This is a genomic window from Bradyrhizobium sp. GCM10028915 (assembly GCF_042666195.1).
In the GTDB taxonomy this organism is placed as follows: domain Bacteria; phylum Pseudomonadota; class Alphaproteobacteria; order Rhizobiales; family Xanthobacteraceae; genus Bradyrhizobium; species Bradyrhizobium canariense_D.
In genome coordinates this window covers 412,562-430,279 of the sequence record NZ_JBHTFN010000021.1, presented here as the reverse complement: position 1 = coordinate 430,279, position 17,718 = coordinate 412,562, and the positions used below count along the sequence as shown (strand labels likewise).

9 protein-coding genes are annotated in these 17,718 nt (G+C 64.4%); 2 read left to right on the top strand and 7 right to left on the bottom strand.

Annotation, left to right across the window (positions count from 1 at the left end; genetic code table 11):
* The first annotated feature begins 112 nt into the window (after nt 1-112).
* On the top strand, nt 113-2,800 hold the full coding sequence (ligD, locus tag ACFQX9_RS13830) for a DNA ligase D (protein WP_377788929.1): 2,688 nt from the start codon (nt 113-115) through the stop codon (nt 2,798-2,800).
* Nucleotides 2,801-2,903: 103 nt separating this feature from the next.
* Here the strand turns inward: ligD and ACFQX9_RS13825 are convergent, their stop codons facing one another.
* Entirely contained in the window at nt 2,904-3,068 is a 165-nt protein-coding gene (locus ACFQX9_RS13825; protein ID WP_007595743.1) for a DUF3309 family protein, read from the bottom strand.
* Between the two features lie 175 nt (nt 3,069-3,243).
* Between ACFQX9_RS13825 and ACFQX9_RS13820 the strand changes: the two genes are divergently transcribed.
* The gene (locus tag ACFQX9_RS13820) at nt 3,244-3,561 is read left to right on the top strand and encodes a polyhydroxyalkanoic acid system family protein (protein WP_085351913.1); all 318 of its coding nucleotides are present in this window, start codon (nt 3,244-3,246) and stop codon (nt 3,559-3,561) included.
* Nucleotides 3,562-3,564: 3 nt separating this feature from the next.
* Here the strand turns inward: ACFQX9_RS13820 and treY are convergent, their stop codons facing one another.
* From treY to ACFQX9_RS13790, 6 genes are read right to left on the bottom strand one after another with little or no spacing between them, the layout of a single operon-like run.
* Nucleotides 3,565-6,351, bottom strand: coding sequence for a malto-oligosyltrehalose synthase (treY, locus tag ACFQX9_RS13815; RefSeq protein WP_085351912.1), 2,787 nt, complete (start codon nt 6,349-6,351; stop codon nt 3,565-3,567).
* Nucleotide 6,352: 1 nt separating this feature from the next.
* Nucleotides 6,353-8,107: a malto-oligosyltrehalose trehalohydrolase gene (gene treZ / locus ACFQX9_RS13810; protein ID WP_247370167.1), complete on the bottom strand. Its 1,755-nt coding sequence runs from the start codon at nt 8,105-8,107 to the stop codon at nt 6,353-6,355.
* A complete protein-coding gene (glgX, locus tag ACFQX9_RS13805) occupies nt 8,104-10,182 on the bottom strand; it encodes a glycogen debranching protein GlgX (RefSeq protein ID WP_085385326.1) in 2,079 nt (692 codons plus the stop codon). The genes treZ and glgX overlap by 4 nt, the downstream gene beginning before the upstream one ends.
* Before the next feature lie 3 nt (nt 10,183-10,185).
* A complete protein-coding gene (glgB, locus tag ACFQX9_RS13800) occupies nt 10,186-12,324 on the bottom strand; it encodes a 1,4-alpha-glucan branching protein GlgB (protein WP_377788924.1) in 2,139 nt (712 codons plus the stop codon).
* Entirely contained in the window at nt 12,317-15,610 is a 3,294-nt protein-coding gene (gene treS / locus ACFQX9_RS13795) for a maltose alpha-D-glucosyltransferase (protein WP_377788922.1), read from the bottom strand. Before treS ends, glgB begins: the two co-directional genes overlap by 8 nt.
* An 11-nt stretch (nt 15,611-15,621) precedes the next feature.
* A complete protein-coding gene (locus ACFQX9_RS13790; protein ID WP_018454057.1) occupies nt 15,622-17,568 on the bottom strand; it encodes a maltotransferase domain-containing protein in 1,947 nt (648 codons plus the stop codon).
* Between the last annotated feature and the right edge of the window lie 150 nt (nt 17,569-17,718).

Genomic DNA, 17,718 nt, shown 5'->3' with positions numbered 1-17,718 from the left:
TTCTCCAGCGTCTGCGAGTCATTTTGGAACCCCAACCGTCCCGCGGGGTTTTGGTTCCGGGTGGGATGCGGGCCGTGATAGGCTTCACGCCAAAGAGAATCCGGGACCAGTCGTGCTGCAAAAGCTCTCCAAGTATCGACAGAAACGTGATTTCGAGAAGACGCCCGAGCCATCGGGCAAGACCGCGGTGGCGCCGTCGAAGCAGCGCCGCTTCGTGATTCAGAAGCATGACGCTTCGCGGCTGCACTACGATCTGCGGCTCGAGTTCGATGGCGTCTTCAAGTCCTGGGCGGTGACAAAAGGGCCCTCGCTCGATCCGCACGACAAGCGGCTGGCCGTCGAGGTCGAGGACCATCCGCTCGACTATGGCGACTTCGAAGGCACGATTCCGGAAGGCCAGTACGGCGGCGGCACGGTCATGCTGTGGGATCGCGGCACCTGGGAATCCGATGATCCCGAACGCGGTTTCAAGAAGGGCGATCTGAAGTTCACGCTGCACGGCGAGAAGCTGCACGGCAGCTGGGTCCTGGTGCGCATGCGCAACGACCGCACCGGCGGCAAACGGACCAATTGGCTCCTGATCAAGCATCGCGACGAATATGTTCGCGAGGGCGCAGACAACGACATTCTCGAGGAGGACAAATCGGTCGCCTCCGGCCGCGCGATGGATCAGATCGCCGAAGGCAAGGGCCGTGCGCCAAAACCGTTCATGCTGGCGAAGGGCACCAAGGCCAAGGCCGACGCGGTCTGGCAGTCCAACCGGGCGGACGAGGCGAAAGAGCGCACGGTCAAGCCGGCGCCCCGCGCGGCGTTGAAAACCGGCAAAACAGTCAAGAAGAAAGCGACGACCGCGACGACCGCGAACAAGGCGGCGGAGATGCCGGATTTCGTGGCGCCGCAGCTCTGTACGTCGGTCGAGCGCCCGCCGGGCGGCGACGGCTGGTGCCACGAGATCAAGTTCGACGGCTACCGCGTGCAGCTGCGGGTCGAGGGCGGCAAGGCGACGTTGAAGACGCGCAAAGGCCTCGACTGGACCGAAAAATTCGCAACTATCGCGAAGGAGGCGGGCGCGCTGCCGGATATGATGGTCGACGGCGAGATCGTCGCGCTCGACCACAATGGAGCACCCAATTTTTCGTCGCTCCAGGCGGCGCTGTCGGACGGCAAGACCGAGGAGCTCATCTTCTTTGCGTTCGACCTGCTGTTTGCGGAAGGCCTCGATTATCGCCGGCTGCCGCTCGGCGAGCGCAAGGCGCGGTTGAAGGAGCTGCTGGAAGCGCGTAAGCGCAAATCGAGCCAGATTCGCTATGTCGAGCATTTCGAAAGCGGCGGCGACGCCGTGCTGCAATCCGCCTGCAAGCTCGAGCTCGAGGGCGTGGTGTCGAAGAAGCTGGACGCGCCCTATCGTTCGGGGCGGACAGAAAGCTGGACCAAAGCAAAATGCCGCGCCGGCCATGAGGTCGTGATCGGCGGTTACAAGACCACCAATGGCAAATTCCGTTCGCTGATGGCCGGCGTGCACCGCGGTGATCATCTCGCCTTCGTCGGCATGGTCGGCACCGGCTTCGGCGCGGACAAGGTCAAGCGCATCATGCCGTCCTTGAAGGCTATGGAGGCGAAGCAAAGCCCCTTCGGCGGCAAGAACGCACCGAAAAAGACGCGCGAGGTGCACTGGCTGAAGCCGGAGCTCGTGGCGGAGATCGAGTTCGCCGGCTTCACTGCCGACGGCAATATCCGCCAGGCCGCCTTCAAGGGTCTGCGGCAGGACAAGCCGGCGGAGGAGGTCGAGGCCGAGACACCGGTCGATACCGAGCTTGCCGAGCCCTCGACGAAGCAGCGCGCGAAGCCGCGCGCGCAAGCGAAGACCGGTGCACGAACAGCGCAAGCCGGCACTGCCGAAGTGATGGGTGTCGTGCTCTCGAAGCCGGACAAGGCGCTGTGGCCGGACGACGGCAATGGCGATCCCGTTACCAAGCTGGATCTCGCGCGCTACCTCGAAGCCGTCGGCGAATGGATGATCGTGCATCTCAAGGGCCGGCCGTGCTCGCTGATCCGCGCCCCTGACGGCATCAAGGGCGAATGCTTCTTCCAGCGCCACGCCATGCAGGGCACCTCGAACCTTCTGGAGCTCGCGCGGGTCTCCGGCGACCGCAAGCCCTATTTGCAGATCGACCGCATCGAAGGGCTCGCGGCCGTGGCGCAGATCGGCGGCGTCGAGCTGCATCCCTGGAATTGCGCGCCCTACGCCTACGATACCCCGGGCCGGCTGGTGTTCGATCTCGATCCCGCGCCCGACGTCGTCTTCGCCGAGGTCGTTGAGGCCGCCAAGGAGATGCGGCAGCGGCTGACCGACATCGGCATGGAAAGCTTCTGCAAGACCACCGGCGGCAAAGGTCTGCACGTCGTGGTCCCGCTGCGTCACGGCGCGCGCGACCAGGTGAGCTGGAAGGAGGCCAAGGCCTTCGCGGAAGGCGTCTGCCAGTGGATGGCGGACGACGCTCCCGAGCGCTATCTGCTCAACATGTCGAAGAAGCTGCGCAACGGAAAGATCTTCCTAGACTATCTGCGCAACGATCGGATGTCGACGGCGGTGGCGCCGCTGTCGCCGCGTGCGCGAGATGGTGCGACTGTGTCGATGCCGGTCACGTGGGCGCAGGTGAAGAGCGACCTCGATCCGAAGCGGTACACGGTGCGGACGGTGCCCGGCTTGCTGGCGCGATCGAAGGCGTGGGATGGTTATGACGATGCAGCCGCGTCGATCAAGGCGGCGATCAAGAAGCTCGCCGGGAAAACGAAGTAGGGTGGGTAAAGTGAAGCGTGCCCACCATCTTCTCTCAGCCGAGCAAAAAGGTGGGCACGGCGCATTGCGCCTTTGCCCACCCTACTAGATCTTCGTTTGGTGGCTAGATCCGTCCCAGCAGGAGCAGGATCAGCAGGATCACGATGACGAGCCCGAGACCGCCGCCGCCGTAATAGCCGGTGCCGTAGAACGGGCCGCCGCCGATGCCGCTGAAGCCGCCGAGCAGCGCGATGACCAAAATGATCAGAATGATCGTACCGATAGACATGCGGAAATCTCCTCCGGCCCTTCGTCAAAAAGGGTTCCTATGTTGTGCTCAGGGCAACTTGCCGCACCTTTTAAAGTTCCATCTTTGAAACACGGGTGGCCGCCAAAGACGCATGGAACCTTTGTGGCACCGCCGGGGATGCCTATGTGAGATTTCATCACAGCCGGACCGGGTCATGTCAGCACCGCTTGTCGTCTCCATTCCCCACCGCCTCGGCCGCGAGGAGGCGGTGCGCCGGCTCAAGACTGGGCTAGGCCGTGCTGCGGCGAGCATTCCCGTGATGCAGGTCGAGGAGGAGAGCTGGAGCGGCGACAGCATGAATTTCCGCATCCGCGCGCTCGGGCAGATCGCGACGGGGCAGGTCGACGTCGCCGACGACCATGTCAAGGTGCAGGTGGTGCTGCCCTGGCTATTGCAGCGCTTTGCGGAGATGGCGCAGGCCACGATTCGCAAGCGCGGCCAGCTGCTGTTGGGCAAGGACGGGAAAAGCTAGCGTTCAAGCACGGGTGCGCTGTCGCACCGGTTTCGCCGCGCCCGCTGGACGCGCGGGGATGACCGAAGCGGGAAAACCGCGAAGCGCCTGCGCGAGCGGCAGATCGTTGCCGGCGAAACCCGGCACACTATAGCCCGTGACGTCAATAGTGGCGTCGGCCCCATCGAACGCCGGCCATTCGCGGCCTGCTTGCGTGAAAGGTGCGAAGTGGCGCCCGACCGCGACGATCGCCGCAGCGCGGCCGTGGCGGCGGGCAAACGCTACGACATGGTCGGCATGTGCGCCCCGCACCTGAAGCGGCTGGTAGTCACCTCGCGCGAAGACGTCGGGCAGCTCGTTGCGCAGCTTGAGCAGGTGCCGCGTCCAGGCCAGCTTGAGCTGACCGTCCGGCCAGCTCTTGATTAGGTGATTCCAATCGGGATTCTCCAGCCTGCCCAGCGCCACATGTCGCGCGGAAAAATCCACCGGGCGGCGGTTGTCGGGATCGACCAGCGACAGGTCCCAGAATTCGGTGCCTTGGTAGAAGTCGGGTACGCCCGGCAGTGTCGCCTTGAGCGTGAGCTGGCTCAGCGCGTTCAGCGCGCCGAGCAGCGCGACGCGGCGAGCCAGCGTGTTCAGCGCCTCCAGGAATTCGCCTGATTGCGCGGGATCGAGGATCTTCGCGATGAAGCTCTTGACGCCGTTCTCATAAGCCTCGTGCGGGTTGAGCCAGCTGGTCTCCTCCTTGCCCTCGCGCGCGGCCTTGAGCGCATAGGCCTGGATACGCGCGACGAAACCGGCATCGGCCGGCTCCTGGAGGGAGCAGGCGCCGAGCAGCGTCTGGTAGAGCATGTATTCGAACGTTGCCGACGGAGCGCGCAGATTGCCGTCGAGCGCGAGGTGCGGCGCGTTCAGGACTTTCCAGCGTGCCACAGCGCTGGTCCATTCGCCGGGAATTTCACTTAAGGCAGCGATCCGCGCGCGGGCGTCCTCGCCACGTTTGGTGTCGTGCGTGGCGGTCGCCGTCATCCCTTGCGGCCATTCCCTGGCGCGGGCCTGCATGGTCTCGTGGAAAGCGGGAATGGTGAGGCCCTTGCTCGCGGGATCGCCGCCGACTTCGTTCAGGGCGAGCAGCCGGTGGAATTGATAGAAGGCGGTGTCCTCCAGCGACTTCGCCATCATCGGCCCGGTGAATTGCTGCACCTTCAGCGCAAAGCGGCGCACCCGCGGGGCACTGTGCGGGGGACGGCCAGGCTTGAGCAGGTCCATGGTGAGGGCGTCGCGCAGGAAGTCGAAAATGCCTTCGTCCGCGGCGAACCATTCCCGGCGAGCGTGCTCGATGGTGTTGTCGATCAGCTTACGATCGTTCGCCGTTGGCGCGCTTGTCGTCAAATAGGTGCGGTACACCGGAAAATGCAGCACATAGAGCTCGAGCGCCTGCCGCAGGCTGTCAGCGGAAAAGTCGCGGGTCGAGTAGTGCCCGTTGGCGATGCGCGCAAGCAGGCGCGTCAGAACCGTGAATTCGCTGGTCAGCAGCGTCTCCAGCACGCGCCGTTTGGCATCCTTGACGTAAGGCGCGAGCCGCGGCGGCCGGTTGCTGATCTGTCGCCAGGTCTCGTCCATGGCCTCCAGCCCCTTGGGGTCGACCAGAACGTGAGTGATGGCGTTCATCCACTCATAGCCGGTGGTGCCCTGGACGCCGGCGAAATGCGGCAGGCGCTCGTGCTCGCACAGGATTTTCTCGATCACCGTATAGAACGGCTTTGTGGTGCCCTGAGCGTCGCGCACCAGCCGGCGCAGCCGCTGGCAATATTGCGCGGGATCGCGCAGGCCGTCGATATGATCGAGCCGGATGCCTTGCAGTTTGCCGTCGGCAATGAGTTGCTTCACCAGCCGGTGCGTGGCGGCGAACGTGCCGGGATCCTCGACGCGCATGCCGGCGAGCCCGTTGACGTCGAAGAAACGTCGATAGTTGATGTCGCTGGAGGCAAGCCGCCAGTGCCCCAGCTTGTAGTGCTGGCGCTCCAGCAAATGATGCAGCGCCAGCGTCTGCGCGGGACGGTCCTTGGCCGCGCGATAGGCGCCGAGGCCGCGCCCGATGATATCGGCGCTGCCTGCGATCTCCCTGAGCTCCGCCTTGAAGCCGGGTGCTTCCTTGCGGTTGGGGCGGCGCAGTCCCGTGTAGCGCGCCGCGAGCGACAGCAGGCGCTTGCCCGTCTCGGTCTCGGCGGCGTCGGCGTCCTTCACGATCATCCGCAGCACCTCGCCATAGCGCTCCGGCGCGATCGGCAATCGATGTTCGAAATACCAGGCGGAAAAACTACCTTCGTTGGGATCGTAGCGCAGCTCGATATCGCCGCTCTCGAGCGCTTCGCCATAGGACGCTCCGAGGATCGGCAGCAGCACGCCGCCGCGGGCGCGGAAGGCCAGTTGATCCCAGTCGATATCGAAGGAGACGGCGTGCGGCGAGGCCTGGCCCCATTCCAGCACGTCCAGCCACCAGGGATTGTCGGCGAAGTGCACGCCGACATGGTTCGGTACGAAGTCGATGATGAGGCCGAGGTCGTGTCGCGTCAGCGCCTCGCTCAGCCGCGCGAAGCCGGCCTCGCCGCCGAGCTCCGGATTGAACTGGCTGTGGTCGACGGTGTCATAGCCGTGCGTCGAGCCCTTGCGGGCCTTCATCACCGGCGAGGTGTAGAGATGCGTGATTCCCAGCGCCTTCAGGTAGGGCACCACCGCGGCGGCCTTGTCGAAGTCGAAATCCGCGGTGAGCTGAAGCCGGTAGGTTGCGAGAGGAATGGCTGGAGGCATCTCAACCTCCGAGGCGCCAGACCACCGACCAGGGCGCAAGCCGGTCGCCGGTTGCGCCGCCCCAGATCAGGGTCCCCACACCGCCGTCGGAACACGCGATGTCCTTGTCGGAGAGATTGGCCACGAGGCGCAACGTCGCGCCATCTCCCATGTGCCAATGTGCGGTGAGCAGGCCGCTATCGGCCACGGCGGCATCACCGAAGCGCGCACCTTTCAGTCGTGGCGCGATCTCCTTGTGGCGGAGTGCGAGCAGCTCCCGCACCAGCGCGAGACGCGCATCCTGCTCCGGCGTGTGGTCGGTCCAGTCGAGCACGGCCGATTGCAGTGTTGCCGGATCGAGCGGGTCGGGCACCTCGTCGCCGTACTTTTCATAGGCCCAGGCGTATTCCTGCCTGCGCCCCTTGCGGACGGCATCAGCCAGTCCGCCCTGGAAGTCGCAGAAGAACGGGAAGGGCGCGATGGAGCCCCACTCCTCGCCCTGGAACAGCATCGGCACCATCGGTGCGAGCAGGGTCACCGCGAGTGCGGCTTCGATCTGCTCGGGCGATGCCAGGCTTTCGAGCCGGTCGCCAAGCGGCCGGTTGCCGATCTGGTCGTGGTTCTGCAGGAAGTTGACGAAGGTTGCCGGCGGCAGCTCGCCGCTGTTCTCGCCCCGCGGCTTCTTGCCCCAGAATTCCGAGATCTCGCCCTGATAGACGAAGCCGGAGGCGAGCGCGCGTGCGAGATCGAGCCGCGGCGTTTGATAGTCCGCATAATAGCCGGCGAGTTCGCCCGTCAGCATCACGTGCCAGACGTGGTGGTAGTCGTCGTTCCACTGGCCGCGATATTTGCCGTTCGGAGGCTCCTGCGCCGCGTCGAGCAGGCTCGCGCGGTTGTCGCCGTTCTCCAGCACGAGATGGATATGGCGCTCCGTCGCCTTGGCAAGCTCGCCCGCGGCGACGCTAAGGTCTTGCAGCATCGATTGCTCGCCGGGGATCGCCATGATGTGATTGGCGGCATCGAGCCTCAGGCCGTCGAAGCGATAGTCGCTGAGCCACGACAGCGCGTTCTCGACGGCAAAAGCGCGAACCTGCGGCACGCGATAATCGATCGCACTGCCCCATGGCGTGTGCGCGTCGGTGAAGAAGGCCGGCGCGTAGCGGCCGAGGTAATTTCCCTCGGGGCCGAAATGATTGTAGACGACGTCGAGGAACACCATCAGCCCGCGCAGATGGGCTTCGTCGATCAGCGTCTTCAATTCATCGGGATGACCATAGGCGCTGTCGGGCGCGTACCACAGCACGCCATCATAACCCCAGCCGCGGCGACCGGCGAAGTCAGCCAGCGGCATCAGTTCGATCGCGGTGATGCCGGTCGCGACGAGATGATCGAGCTTGTCGATCATGGCACGATAGGTGCCTTCCGCAGTGAAGGTGCCGACATGCGTCTCGATCAGCACCGTCTCTTCCCACGGGCGGCCGCGCCAATCGGATGCGCGCCAGGCGAAGGCGTCATGATCGATCACCTCGCTCGGGCCGAACACGTCGTCGGGTTGGAATGCAGACGCCGGATCGGGCACGTCGATCTCGTCATCGATCCTGAATTTGTAGTTGCTGCCGACGGGCAGATTGGCAATCTCGGCGACATACCAGCCATCCTGCCGGCGCTGCATCGCGTGTCGTCTGTCGAGCAGGAGATCGACACGGCGCGCGGCAGGCGCCCACAGCCGGAACGATACGCCGTCCTTCGTCGGCCTCGCCCCGAAGGATGGCCTCATAGCGCCCCCGCGAAAGCGATCACGGAGCGCGGCGGCGCCTTGCTGTCGCTCCCGGGCTGGAAGTCGATCGTATTCAGCTTGGCGTCGGTCGTGTTCAGGATCTGCTGCCAGCTCTTGTATTCAGTCATTTTTGGCAATTTGAATGCGATCTCTTCGGGGGCTGCGTTGAGTACGATAAAGATCGCGGCGCTGCCCGGTTCCATCGGCCCCATCACATAGGAGAGGAACCGCCCTTCCGGGAATTTCCAGTCGCTTTCCGTCATTTCGTCGCCGGCCGGCGTCAGCCACAGCGCGCCATAGGAGATGCCGTCCTTGGGGCGGCCGTCGAGCCAGCGATGGCTGCGAAGCTGCGAGAACCGGCGGCGGATATCGGCGAGTTCGGCGACAAAACCGACCATGTCGTCGCCGTCCTTGCCGAGATTGTCCCAGCCGACCCAGCCCACCTCGTTGTCCTGGCAATAGGCGTTGTTGTTGCCTGATTGCGAATTCCCGACCTCGTCGCCTGCGAGGATCAGCGGAATGCCCTGTGCCAGCATGAGGCAGGCCAGTACGTTCTTGCGAAGCTGCCGGCGCAAGCTGACGATTTGGGGATCGTCGGTCGGACCCTCGACACCGCAATTGTTGCTGTGGTTGTCGTTGGAGCCGTCGCGATTGTCCTCGCCATTGGCCTCGTTATGCTTCTCGTTGTAGCTGAAGAGATCGGCCAGGGTGAAGCCGTCATGCACGGTGATGTGGTTGATGCTGGCGCGCGGCCGCCGTCCGTCGTGGTTGAACAGGTCGGAGGACGCCGTCATGCGGCTGGAGATATCGCCGATCAGGCTGCCTTCGCCGCTCCAGTAGCGGCGCATGGCGCTGCGGTAACGGTCGTTCCACTCCGACCATTGCGAGGGAAATGCGCCCACCTGATAGCCGCCAAGGCCGAGATCCCAGGGTTCGGCGACGAGCTTGACGCTCGCCAGCACCGGGTCCTGGCGGATCGCGGTCAGGAACGAGCTGCCTCGATCATAACCGTTCGGTCCGCGGGCCAGCGTGGTGGCGAGGTCGAAACGGAAGCCGTCGACGTGGCAGACCTCGACCCAGTAGCGCAGTGAATCCATCACCATCTGCAGCACGCGCGGGTGGGTGAGGTTCACCGACGAGCCGCAGCCGGTAAAATCGTCGTAGTAGCGCGGGTTTTCGCGGTTCAGCCAGTAATAGGAGGCGTTGTCGATGCCGCGATAGCACAGCGTCGGACCGAGATGATTGCCCTCGGCGGTGTGATTGTAGACGACGTCGAGCATCACCTCGATGCCGGCATCGTGCAGACGTGCGATCGTGGTGCGGAAGGAATCGAGAGCGTTGTCCTGGGCGTAGCGCTGCTCGGGCGCGAAGAAGGACAGGGTGTTATAGCCCCAGTAGTTGACGAGCTTCTTCTCCACCAAGATGCGGTCGTCGACGAAGCTGTGCACCGGCAGAAGCTCTACCGTGGTGACGCCGAGCTTCTTCAGGTGCTCGATCATCGCGGGCGAGGACAGGCCGCCATAGGTGCCGCGCAAATTCGGCGGCACGTCGTCGCGCTTCTGTGTCAGTCCCTTGACGTGGGCCTCGTAGATGATGGTATCTTCCCAGGGAATGTTGGGCCGGATCTCGCGGCGGCCCCAGTTGAAGGTCTCGTCGACGACGACGGCCTTCGGCATGCCGCGCGCGTTGTCGCGCCGGTCGAACGACAGGTCTTCGCGCGGGCTTCCGGTGCGATAGGCGAAATGCGCGTCACTCCAGACCAGCCGCCCGGAAAGCCGCTTGGCATAGGGGTCTAGCACGAGCTTGTTGGCATTGAAGCGGTGGCCGTGCTCCGGCTCGTAGGGGCCATGCACGCGGTAGCCGTAGAGCTGGCCGGGCGAGACGTCGTTGAGATAGCCGTGCCAGACATCCTCGGTGCGCTCCGGCAGCTCGACGCGCTCGAGTTCGCGGCGGCCCTGCATGTCGAACAGGCACAGCTCGACCTTCTGCGCGTTGGCGGAGAACAGCGCGAAATTGGTGCCGCGTCCGTCCCAGCTTGCGCCGAGGCGTGCGGGCGATCCAGCAGTCAGGCGCATCGTTCAGCTTTCCGGAACGAGGAAGATCGCGGCGAGCGGCGGAATGGTGAGGCGGAGCTCGCCATTGACGGCGTGGACTTCGCCGATGTTGCCGACATTGCTGCCGCCGTAATGAGCGGAGTCCGAGTTGAACACTTCCTTCCACTTGCCACCGAACGGCGCGCGAACGCGGTAATTGCGATAGACATTGGGTGAGAAGTTGACGATCACCATGCACCGGGCGTGCTCGTCAAATCCCTTGCGCAGCCAGGCGAACACGTTGCGGTTGGCGTCGTCGGTGATCAGCCATTCGAAGCCGGCCTGCTCGCAGTCCATCTGGTGCAGGGCGGGCACCGCGCGATAGAGCCGGTTGAGATCGCGGATCAACGCCTGGATGCCTGAATGGGGCTTGTACTCGAGCAAGTGCCAGTCGAGCGATCGGTCGTGATTCCATTCTCGGCTTTGCGCGATCTCGGCGCCCATGAACAGCAGCTTCTTGCCGGGATGGCCGAACATGAAGCTGTAATAGGCGCGCAAATTCGCGAAGCGCTGCCATTCGTCGCCGGGCATGCGCCCGAGGATAGAGCGCTTGCCGTGCACGACTTCGTCGTGCGACAGCGGCAGGACGAAGTTCTCCGAGAAGGCGTAGTGCAGGCCGAACAGGATGTCGCCGTGATGATGCTTGCGGTGGATCGGGTCCTTGCTGATGTAGTTCAGCGTGTCGTGCATCCAGCCCATATTCCACTTGTAGCCGAAGCCGAGCCCTCCGAATTCGACCGGGCGCGAGACCTGCGGCCAGGCGGTGGACTCTTCGGCGGCCGTGGTCGCCTGCGGGAAACGCGCGAACAGCTCGGTGTTGAAGCGGCGCAGGAATGCGATCGCCTCGATGTTCTCCCGGCCGCCATGCTGGTTCGGAATCCACGCCCCGGGCGGACGGCTGTAGTCGAGGTAGAGCATGGATGCGACGGCATCGACTCGCAGTCCGTCGATCGCGTAGCGCTCGAGCCAGAACAGCGCGTTCGAGACCAGGAAGTTCGTCACTTCGGTGCGGCCGTAATTGTAGATCAGCGTGCCCCAATCGAGATGCCGGCCCTGGAGCGGATTGGCGTGCTCGTACAGCGCTGTGCCGTCGAAGCTGCCGAGCCCGTGCGGATCGTCCGGGAAGTGGCCGGGCACCCAGTCGAGCAGCACGCCGACGCCCTCGCGGTGGCAGGCATCGACCAGCGCGGCAAAATCCTCCGGCGTGCCGAAGCGGCTGGTCGGCGCATACAGCCCGGTCGGCTGATAGCCCCACGAGCCGTCGAAAGGATGCTCGCTGACGGGGAGGAATTCGAGATGGGTGAAGCCCATGTCGCGGGCGTAGGCCGGCAGCTGCTCGGCCAGCTCGCGATAGGTCAGCCATTCATTGCCGTTCTTGCGCCGCCATGAGCCGAGATGGACCTCGTAGATCGACATCGGCGCGGACAACGCGTTGATGCCGTCGGGCGCCGGTCGCGGCCGCGGCAGATGCGCTTCGTCGAACACGATGGAAGCGGTCTTCGGGCGCACCTCGCTTGCAAAGGCCATCGGATCGGATTTCAGCGGAAGCAGATGGCCGTGCGGTCCGATAATTTCGAACTTGTAGTGGTCGCCGGCCTTGGCGTGCGGGATGAACAATTCCCAATAACCCGCGCCGCGCACCCGCATCGGATGGCGCCGTCCGTCCCAGAAATTGAAGTCGCCGACCACGGAGACACGCCGGGCGTTGGGCGCCAGCACCACGAAGCCGATGCCATCGATGCCTTCGAGCCGCATCGGATGCGCGCCGAGCTTGTCGTAAAGGCGCTGGTGGGTGCCTTCGCCGAGCAGATAGAGGTCGAAATCGGTCAGGATCGGCGGAAAGCGATAGGTGTCCTCGAATTCGATGACGTTGTCGCCGAACTTCGCGCGGAGCTGGTAGTGCTTCGCGCCGTTCGGCAGAGCGCCGATGAACAGGCCGGCATCATGGACGCGATCGAGCTTCGCCACCTCGCCGTGCTCGCCCACCGCCTCGACGTTGGAAGCATCGGGAAGAAACGCGCGCACCACGCTCTTGTCGCCCTCGGGATGCAGCCCGAGATAGTGGAACGGATCGGAGTGGCGACCCTCGATGATCGCATAGGCCTCGGCAGGGAGTTTAGGCATGGGCTTCGCTCTCGATACTGGACAGAATGCGAAGCAGTCCGGACAGCGGCGCATGGAGCCCCTCAGGCCGGTGGGACAGCTCGTACTCTACTTCCTCGAACGCTTGATCAAGCAGGAAAAACCTTAACAGGCCAGCCGCAGATTGCGGATCTTCCGGCCACAGCCGCCGATCGGTCATGGCTTCGCGGTAGGCGGTGAGGAACGTCGCGGTGGTGCGCTCGCGCCATTCGTCGAGCGCAGCCGTGAGACGGCCCTGTTCGTCGGAGGCGCCCGTGAGCGCGCGGTGAAGCGCCGCGTTAACCGAAAGATCAATCGAGCGGATCAGGCCGGCAACGTCACGCGCCGCAGGCAGCTTGCGCCGCTTGTCGGCCAGCGGCAAACGCGGATCTCCGTCGAAGTCGATGATGAAGATATCGTCCTTCACAATCAGAGTTTGCCCGAGGCGGAAATCGCCATGATGACGGATGTTCAACCCGCCGAGCTCGGAAGGTAAGAGCGCGTTGAGCCAGCCGGACAGGGTCGCGCGCTCCGCGGCGAGCTGATTGATCAGCGGTCGGTCCACCTCCCGCAGGCGGTCGGTGCTGGCGGCCAGCCGCTCGAAAACCCGCTCGGCCCGTGTCTCGAGCTCGGATGACCAGCGCTTGACGTGTGCGGAGCCAATGGGCTCCGGCGCGAGATCTCCGGGCTTTGCAGCGGCCAGAGCCACATGCAGCTCGGCGAGCCGTCGGCCGATCTGCGCAATGAAGTGCAGATAGGGCGCTTGCTCCTGGGTCTCGCGGGGCATCTCGCCCGGTGGCAGCACCCGTTGCTCGTCGATATAGCGGTCGAGATAGCCCGCGGTGACGCCCCAGCCGTCGCCCTGATTCTCGACATAGGCGTGCAGCACGCCGACTGCGCTGCGACGGTCGTCTTCGACCAGCTCGACGCTGCCGAGCAGTGCCGGCGTATTGGCAAAGCGGGCGATCTCGGTGAGGTAGGAGCCGATCTCGATCTCGGGATTGATGCCGGCTTCGAGCTGGCGATAGATCTTGGCGACATACTGGTTGTCGACCAGCGCGGTGCTGTTCGACTGCTCGATCGTGCGGATGCGTTCGGGCTCCTTGATGGTGTACTCGGCAAACCGGCTGGTCGCCTTGAACTCCAGCCGCAGATTGTTTTCTTCCACCACCAGGTTCTGCGACAGATTGCGCAGGAACAGGCCGATGAAGATCTGCTCGGTTGCCACGTCCAGCAGCGTCCCTTCGCGGGCCCCCTGACGCACGGCGGCGAGCGCCCTGGGATTGAAGCGTTCGCGGTCGAAGCGCACCCATTCGATCTGCATCGGCAGCACGTAGCGCGTGGTGACGTCGCCCTGCGCCGCCTCGAAGAACGCGATCCAGGGCCTGTTGTCGCCGATGTCGCAGAACGGCACCGCCGAGGTCAGCGTCGGCTTGATGTGCTTGGGATTGTGCTCCGGATACCAGCGCGTGCGCGACAGGAATCCCGGCAGCACCTCGTGCTCGAACACGCCCCGCTCGCGCGCCAGCGACACCCAGGTCGAGTTCACCGGCACCACCAGCGTCTCGAATTCGGGCACTGCGCGCGGCGTCACCGGCTCGGACTTGTCGCGCTCGGTGAGCTGGAACCAGTAGAAGCCATAGGGCCCCAGCGTGACCATGTAGGGCAGTTCGCCGATCGCCGGAAAACGCGTGCGGCCGAGCATCTCCTGCGGGATGCGGTCCTTCCAGGGCGACAGATCGAGCTCGGTCGCCTGGGCCGCGCGCGACAGATTGGCGACGCAGAGGATCACCTCCTCGCGGTACTGCCGGACATAGGCCAGCACGGCGCGGTTGGCCGGGCGGATGAAGGTCATGGTGCCGCGGCCGAAGGCGAGCGTCGATTTGCGCACCGAGATCAGACGCTTGGTCGCGCTGAGCAGCGAGGACAGGCTGCGCGACTGCGCCTCCACGTTCACCGATTCATAGCCGTAGACCGGATCCATGATCAGCGGCGCGTAGAGGCGGGCCGGGTCGCAGCGCGAGAAGCCGCCGTTGCGGTCCGGGCTCCACTGCATCGGCGTGCGCACGCCGTTGCGGTCGCCGAGATAGATGTTGTCGCCCATCCCGATCTCGTCGCCGTAGTAGATGATCGGCGTGCCGGGGAAGGACAGCAGCAGCGAGTTCATCAGCTCGATCTTGCGCCGGTCGTTGTCCATCAGCGGCGCGAGGCGCCGGCGGATGCCGACATTGATGCGGGCGCGCGGATCGTTGGCGTAGGTGGTCCACAGATAGTCGCGCTCGACGTCGGTCACCATCTCCAGCGTCAGCTCGTCATGGTTGCGCAGGAACAGCGCCCATTGGCAGCTCGCCGGAATATCCGGCGTCTGGCGCAGGATGTCGGTGATCGGGAAACGGTCCTCCTGGGCGATCGCCATGTAGATGCGCGGCATCAGCGGGAAGTGGTAGGCCATGTGGCACTCGTCGCCGCGGCCGAAATATTCCTGCACGTCCTCCGGCCATTGATTGGCCTCGGCCAGCAGCAGCTTGCCCTTGGAGTAGGAATCCAGCTCGTGGCGGAGCCGCTTGATGATGGCATGCGTCTCGGGGAGGTTCTCGTTCGAGGTGCCTTCGCGCTCGCAGAGATAGGGAATGGCGTCCAGACGGAAGCCGTCGACGCCGGCATCCAGCCAGCGCTTCATCACCTGGATCAGCGCGCTGACGACGCGCGGATTGTCGAAATTGAGGTCCGGCTGGTGCGAGAAGAAGCGGTGCCAATAAAACGCCCCGGCCTCGTGATCCCAGGTCCAGTTCGACTTCTCCGTGTCGGTGAAGATGATGCGGGTGCCCTGGTATTTCTGGTCGGTGTCGCTCCAGACATACCAGTTGCGGGCGCTCGAGCCTGCCGGGCTGCGGCGAGCACGCTTGAACCAATTGTGCTGGTCCGAGGTGTGGTTGACGACGAGCTCGGTGATGACGCGCAAGCCTCGCTTCTGCGCCTCCTGGATGAAGCGCTTGAAATCCTTCATCGTCCCGAAATCGGGATTGACGGAACCGTAGTCGGCGATGTCGTAGCCGTCGTCGCGGCCGGGCGAGGGATAGAACGGCAGCAGCCAGAGCGCGGTGACGCCGAGCTCCTGGAGATAGGGCAGCTTCTCGGTCAGCCCGGCGAAGTCGCCGATGCCGTCATTGTTGCTATCGGCAAACGCCTTGACGTGAAGCTGATAGATAATGGCGTCCTTGTACCAGAGCTCGTCCACGATCTCGGCAGCCTCGGCTTTCTTGGTGTCGACGGAAGACAATACGTTCATGGCGTGCGCCCTTACGCCAGGCAGCGGAACAGCAGCGCCGGATCGCGCTCGGGATCGATACGCAATTTGATCCCGCCCCATTCGATGCGGGCCTGTTCGCCGGTGAGGAGGTTTTCGAGTGCCGACACATGGTGTCGCTGCCCGCCGGCGTCAACCGTGACGTCGCCGAGCGGCAACCAGAATTCGCGCACGTGGCACGAGAGCGCAACCACGGCCACGACGATGTTGGCCGGGTCGGTCGCTTCCTTGACGAAGGCGATCGTCTCGCCCTCTTCGATGCCGAGGAAGCGCAGGTTCGCCGTCCGCTGAAGCGCAGCATTCTCGCTGCGGATGCGATTGAGCTCCGTGATGTAGGCCTTGATGTTGCCGGGCTTGTTCCAGTCGCGCTGCTTGATCTGGTATTTCTCGGAGTTGAGATATTCCTCGCGGCCGGGGATCGCGTCGTGCTCCAGCAGCTCGAACCCGCTGTAGACGCCGTAATTGCCGGACAGCGTCGCCGCCAGCGCGACGCGCGATTTGAACGCCCATGTCTCGCCGCCCTGGAGATGATAGGGCAAAAGATCGGGCGTATTCACGAACAGGTTCGGCCGATAGAAGTCACGTTCGGGATAGCGCGTCAGCTCGCCGAGATATTGCTCCAGCTCCCACTTCGCCGTGCGCCAGGGGAAATAGCTGAACGATTGCGCAAAGCCGAGCTTGGCGAGGCCCTTCATCAGCTTCGGGCGCGCGAACGTCTTGGAAAACAGGATCACCTCGGGATGCCGGCGGCGGATGTCACGGATCAGCCACTCCCAGAAGGCGAGCGGCGCGGTGTCGTGATTGTCGATGGCGAAGATGGTGACGCCGTGGTCGATCCAGAACAGCATGGCGTCGCGAAACGCGTTCCACAGTCCAGCCCGGTCGACGGACGCGAAATCGGGGATGACGATATCGGAATAGGGCCCGTCAGCCGTCCGCACCGACCGATCCGGGCGCCATTTGAACCATTCCGGATGCTGCGTCAGCCACGGGTGGTCCGGCGAGCATTGCACGGCGAAGTCGAGCGCGAGTTCGAGGCCGTATTCCAGGCAGGTCGCGACCAGCGCGCGAAAATCCTCGATCGTGCCGAGTTCGGGGTGCAGCGCGTCGTGCCCGCCCTCGATGGCGCCGATCGCATAAGGCGAGCCGGGATCGCCGTCGCCCGCCACCGGCATGTTGTTGCGGCCCTTGCGCCGGGTGCGGCCAATAGGATGGATCGGCGTGAAGTACAGCACGTCAAAGCCCATCGCGGCGATGTCGGGCACGCGCGCGATGCAGTCGCGGAGCGTGCCATGCTGTCCTGGCACCACGCTCTGGCTGCGCGGCATCATCTGATACCAGGCGCCGAAGCGTGCCTTGTCGCGGTCGACGAACAGTGGGAATAGCGCCGAGCGCGTGAGATCAGGCCGCAACTGGCTCTCGGCCATGGCTGCGCCGAGCTCGGTTGCCAGCAGCGGGGCAACGTCGCCGGTCTGAAGATAGTCCTCGCATCGCCTGACGATGACGGCGGCGGCGTCCTGCTGCGCGCCATGCGCCTTGGTCAAAAGGCCGGCGCCCTCGATCGCATCGAGCGTGACGTCGGCACCGGAGCGCTGCTTGCGCGCGACCGCGTGCGACCAGGTGGCGAATTCGTCGGTCCAGGCTTCGATCGCATAGACATATTTGCCGGGCTCGACGGGTGTGAACGCGCCGGACCAGCGGTCATTGCCGTGAGGGATCATCGGCTCGCTCTGCCATTCGCGGTCCTGCTCCTGTCGCCAGATCAGCGCTGCGCCGATCACGGCGTCGCCGTCCCGGTAGATGTCGGCCCAGACCTCGACCGGTTCGCGCGCGATCCGCTTCACGGGGAAGCGCCCGCCGTCGATCAGGGGATAGACGTCCTCGATGAGGAAAGTGCTGCCGGCTGCGGCACTCTCGACAGTTTGAATTGTCTTGTTCACGGTGATGCCATTGACAAGAAAGCAGGAGCCCGTTTCCCTTGCCGGGAACCTACGCTTGATACCACTATAGAAAGCCGCTTGTGTGTCATTGGTTCCCTGGGGAACGGCAGGCGCGGCTCGCGAGTTAACCCTGACTAACCTCTTCCGCGA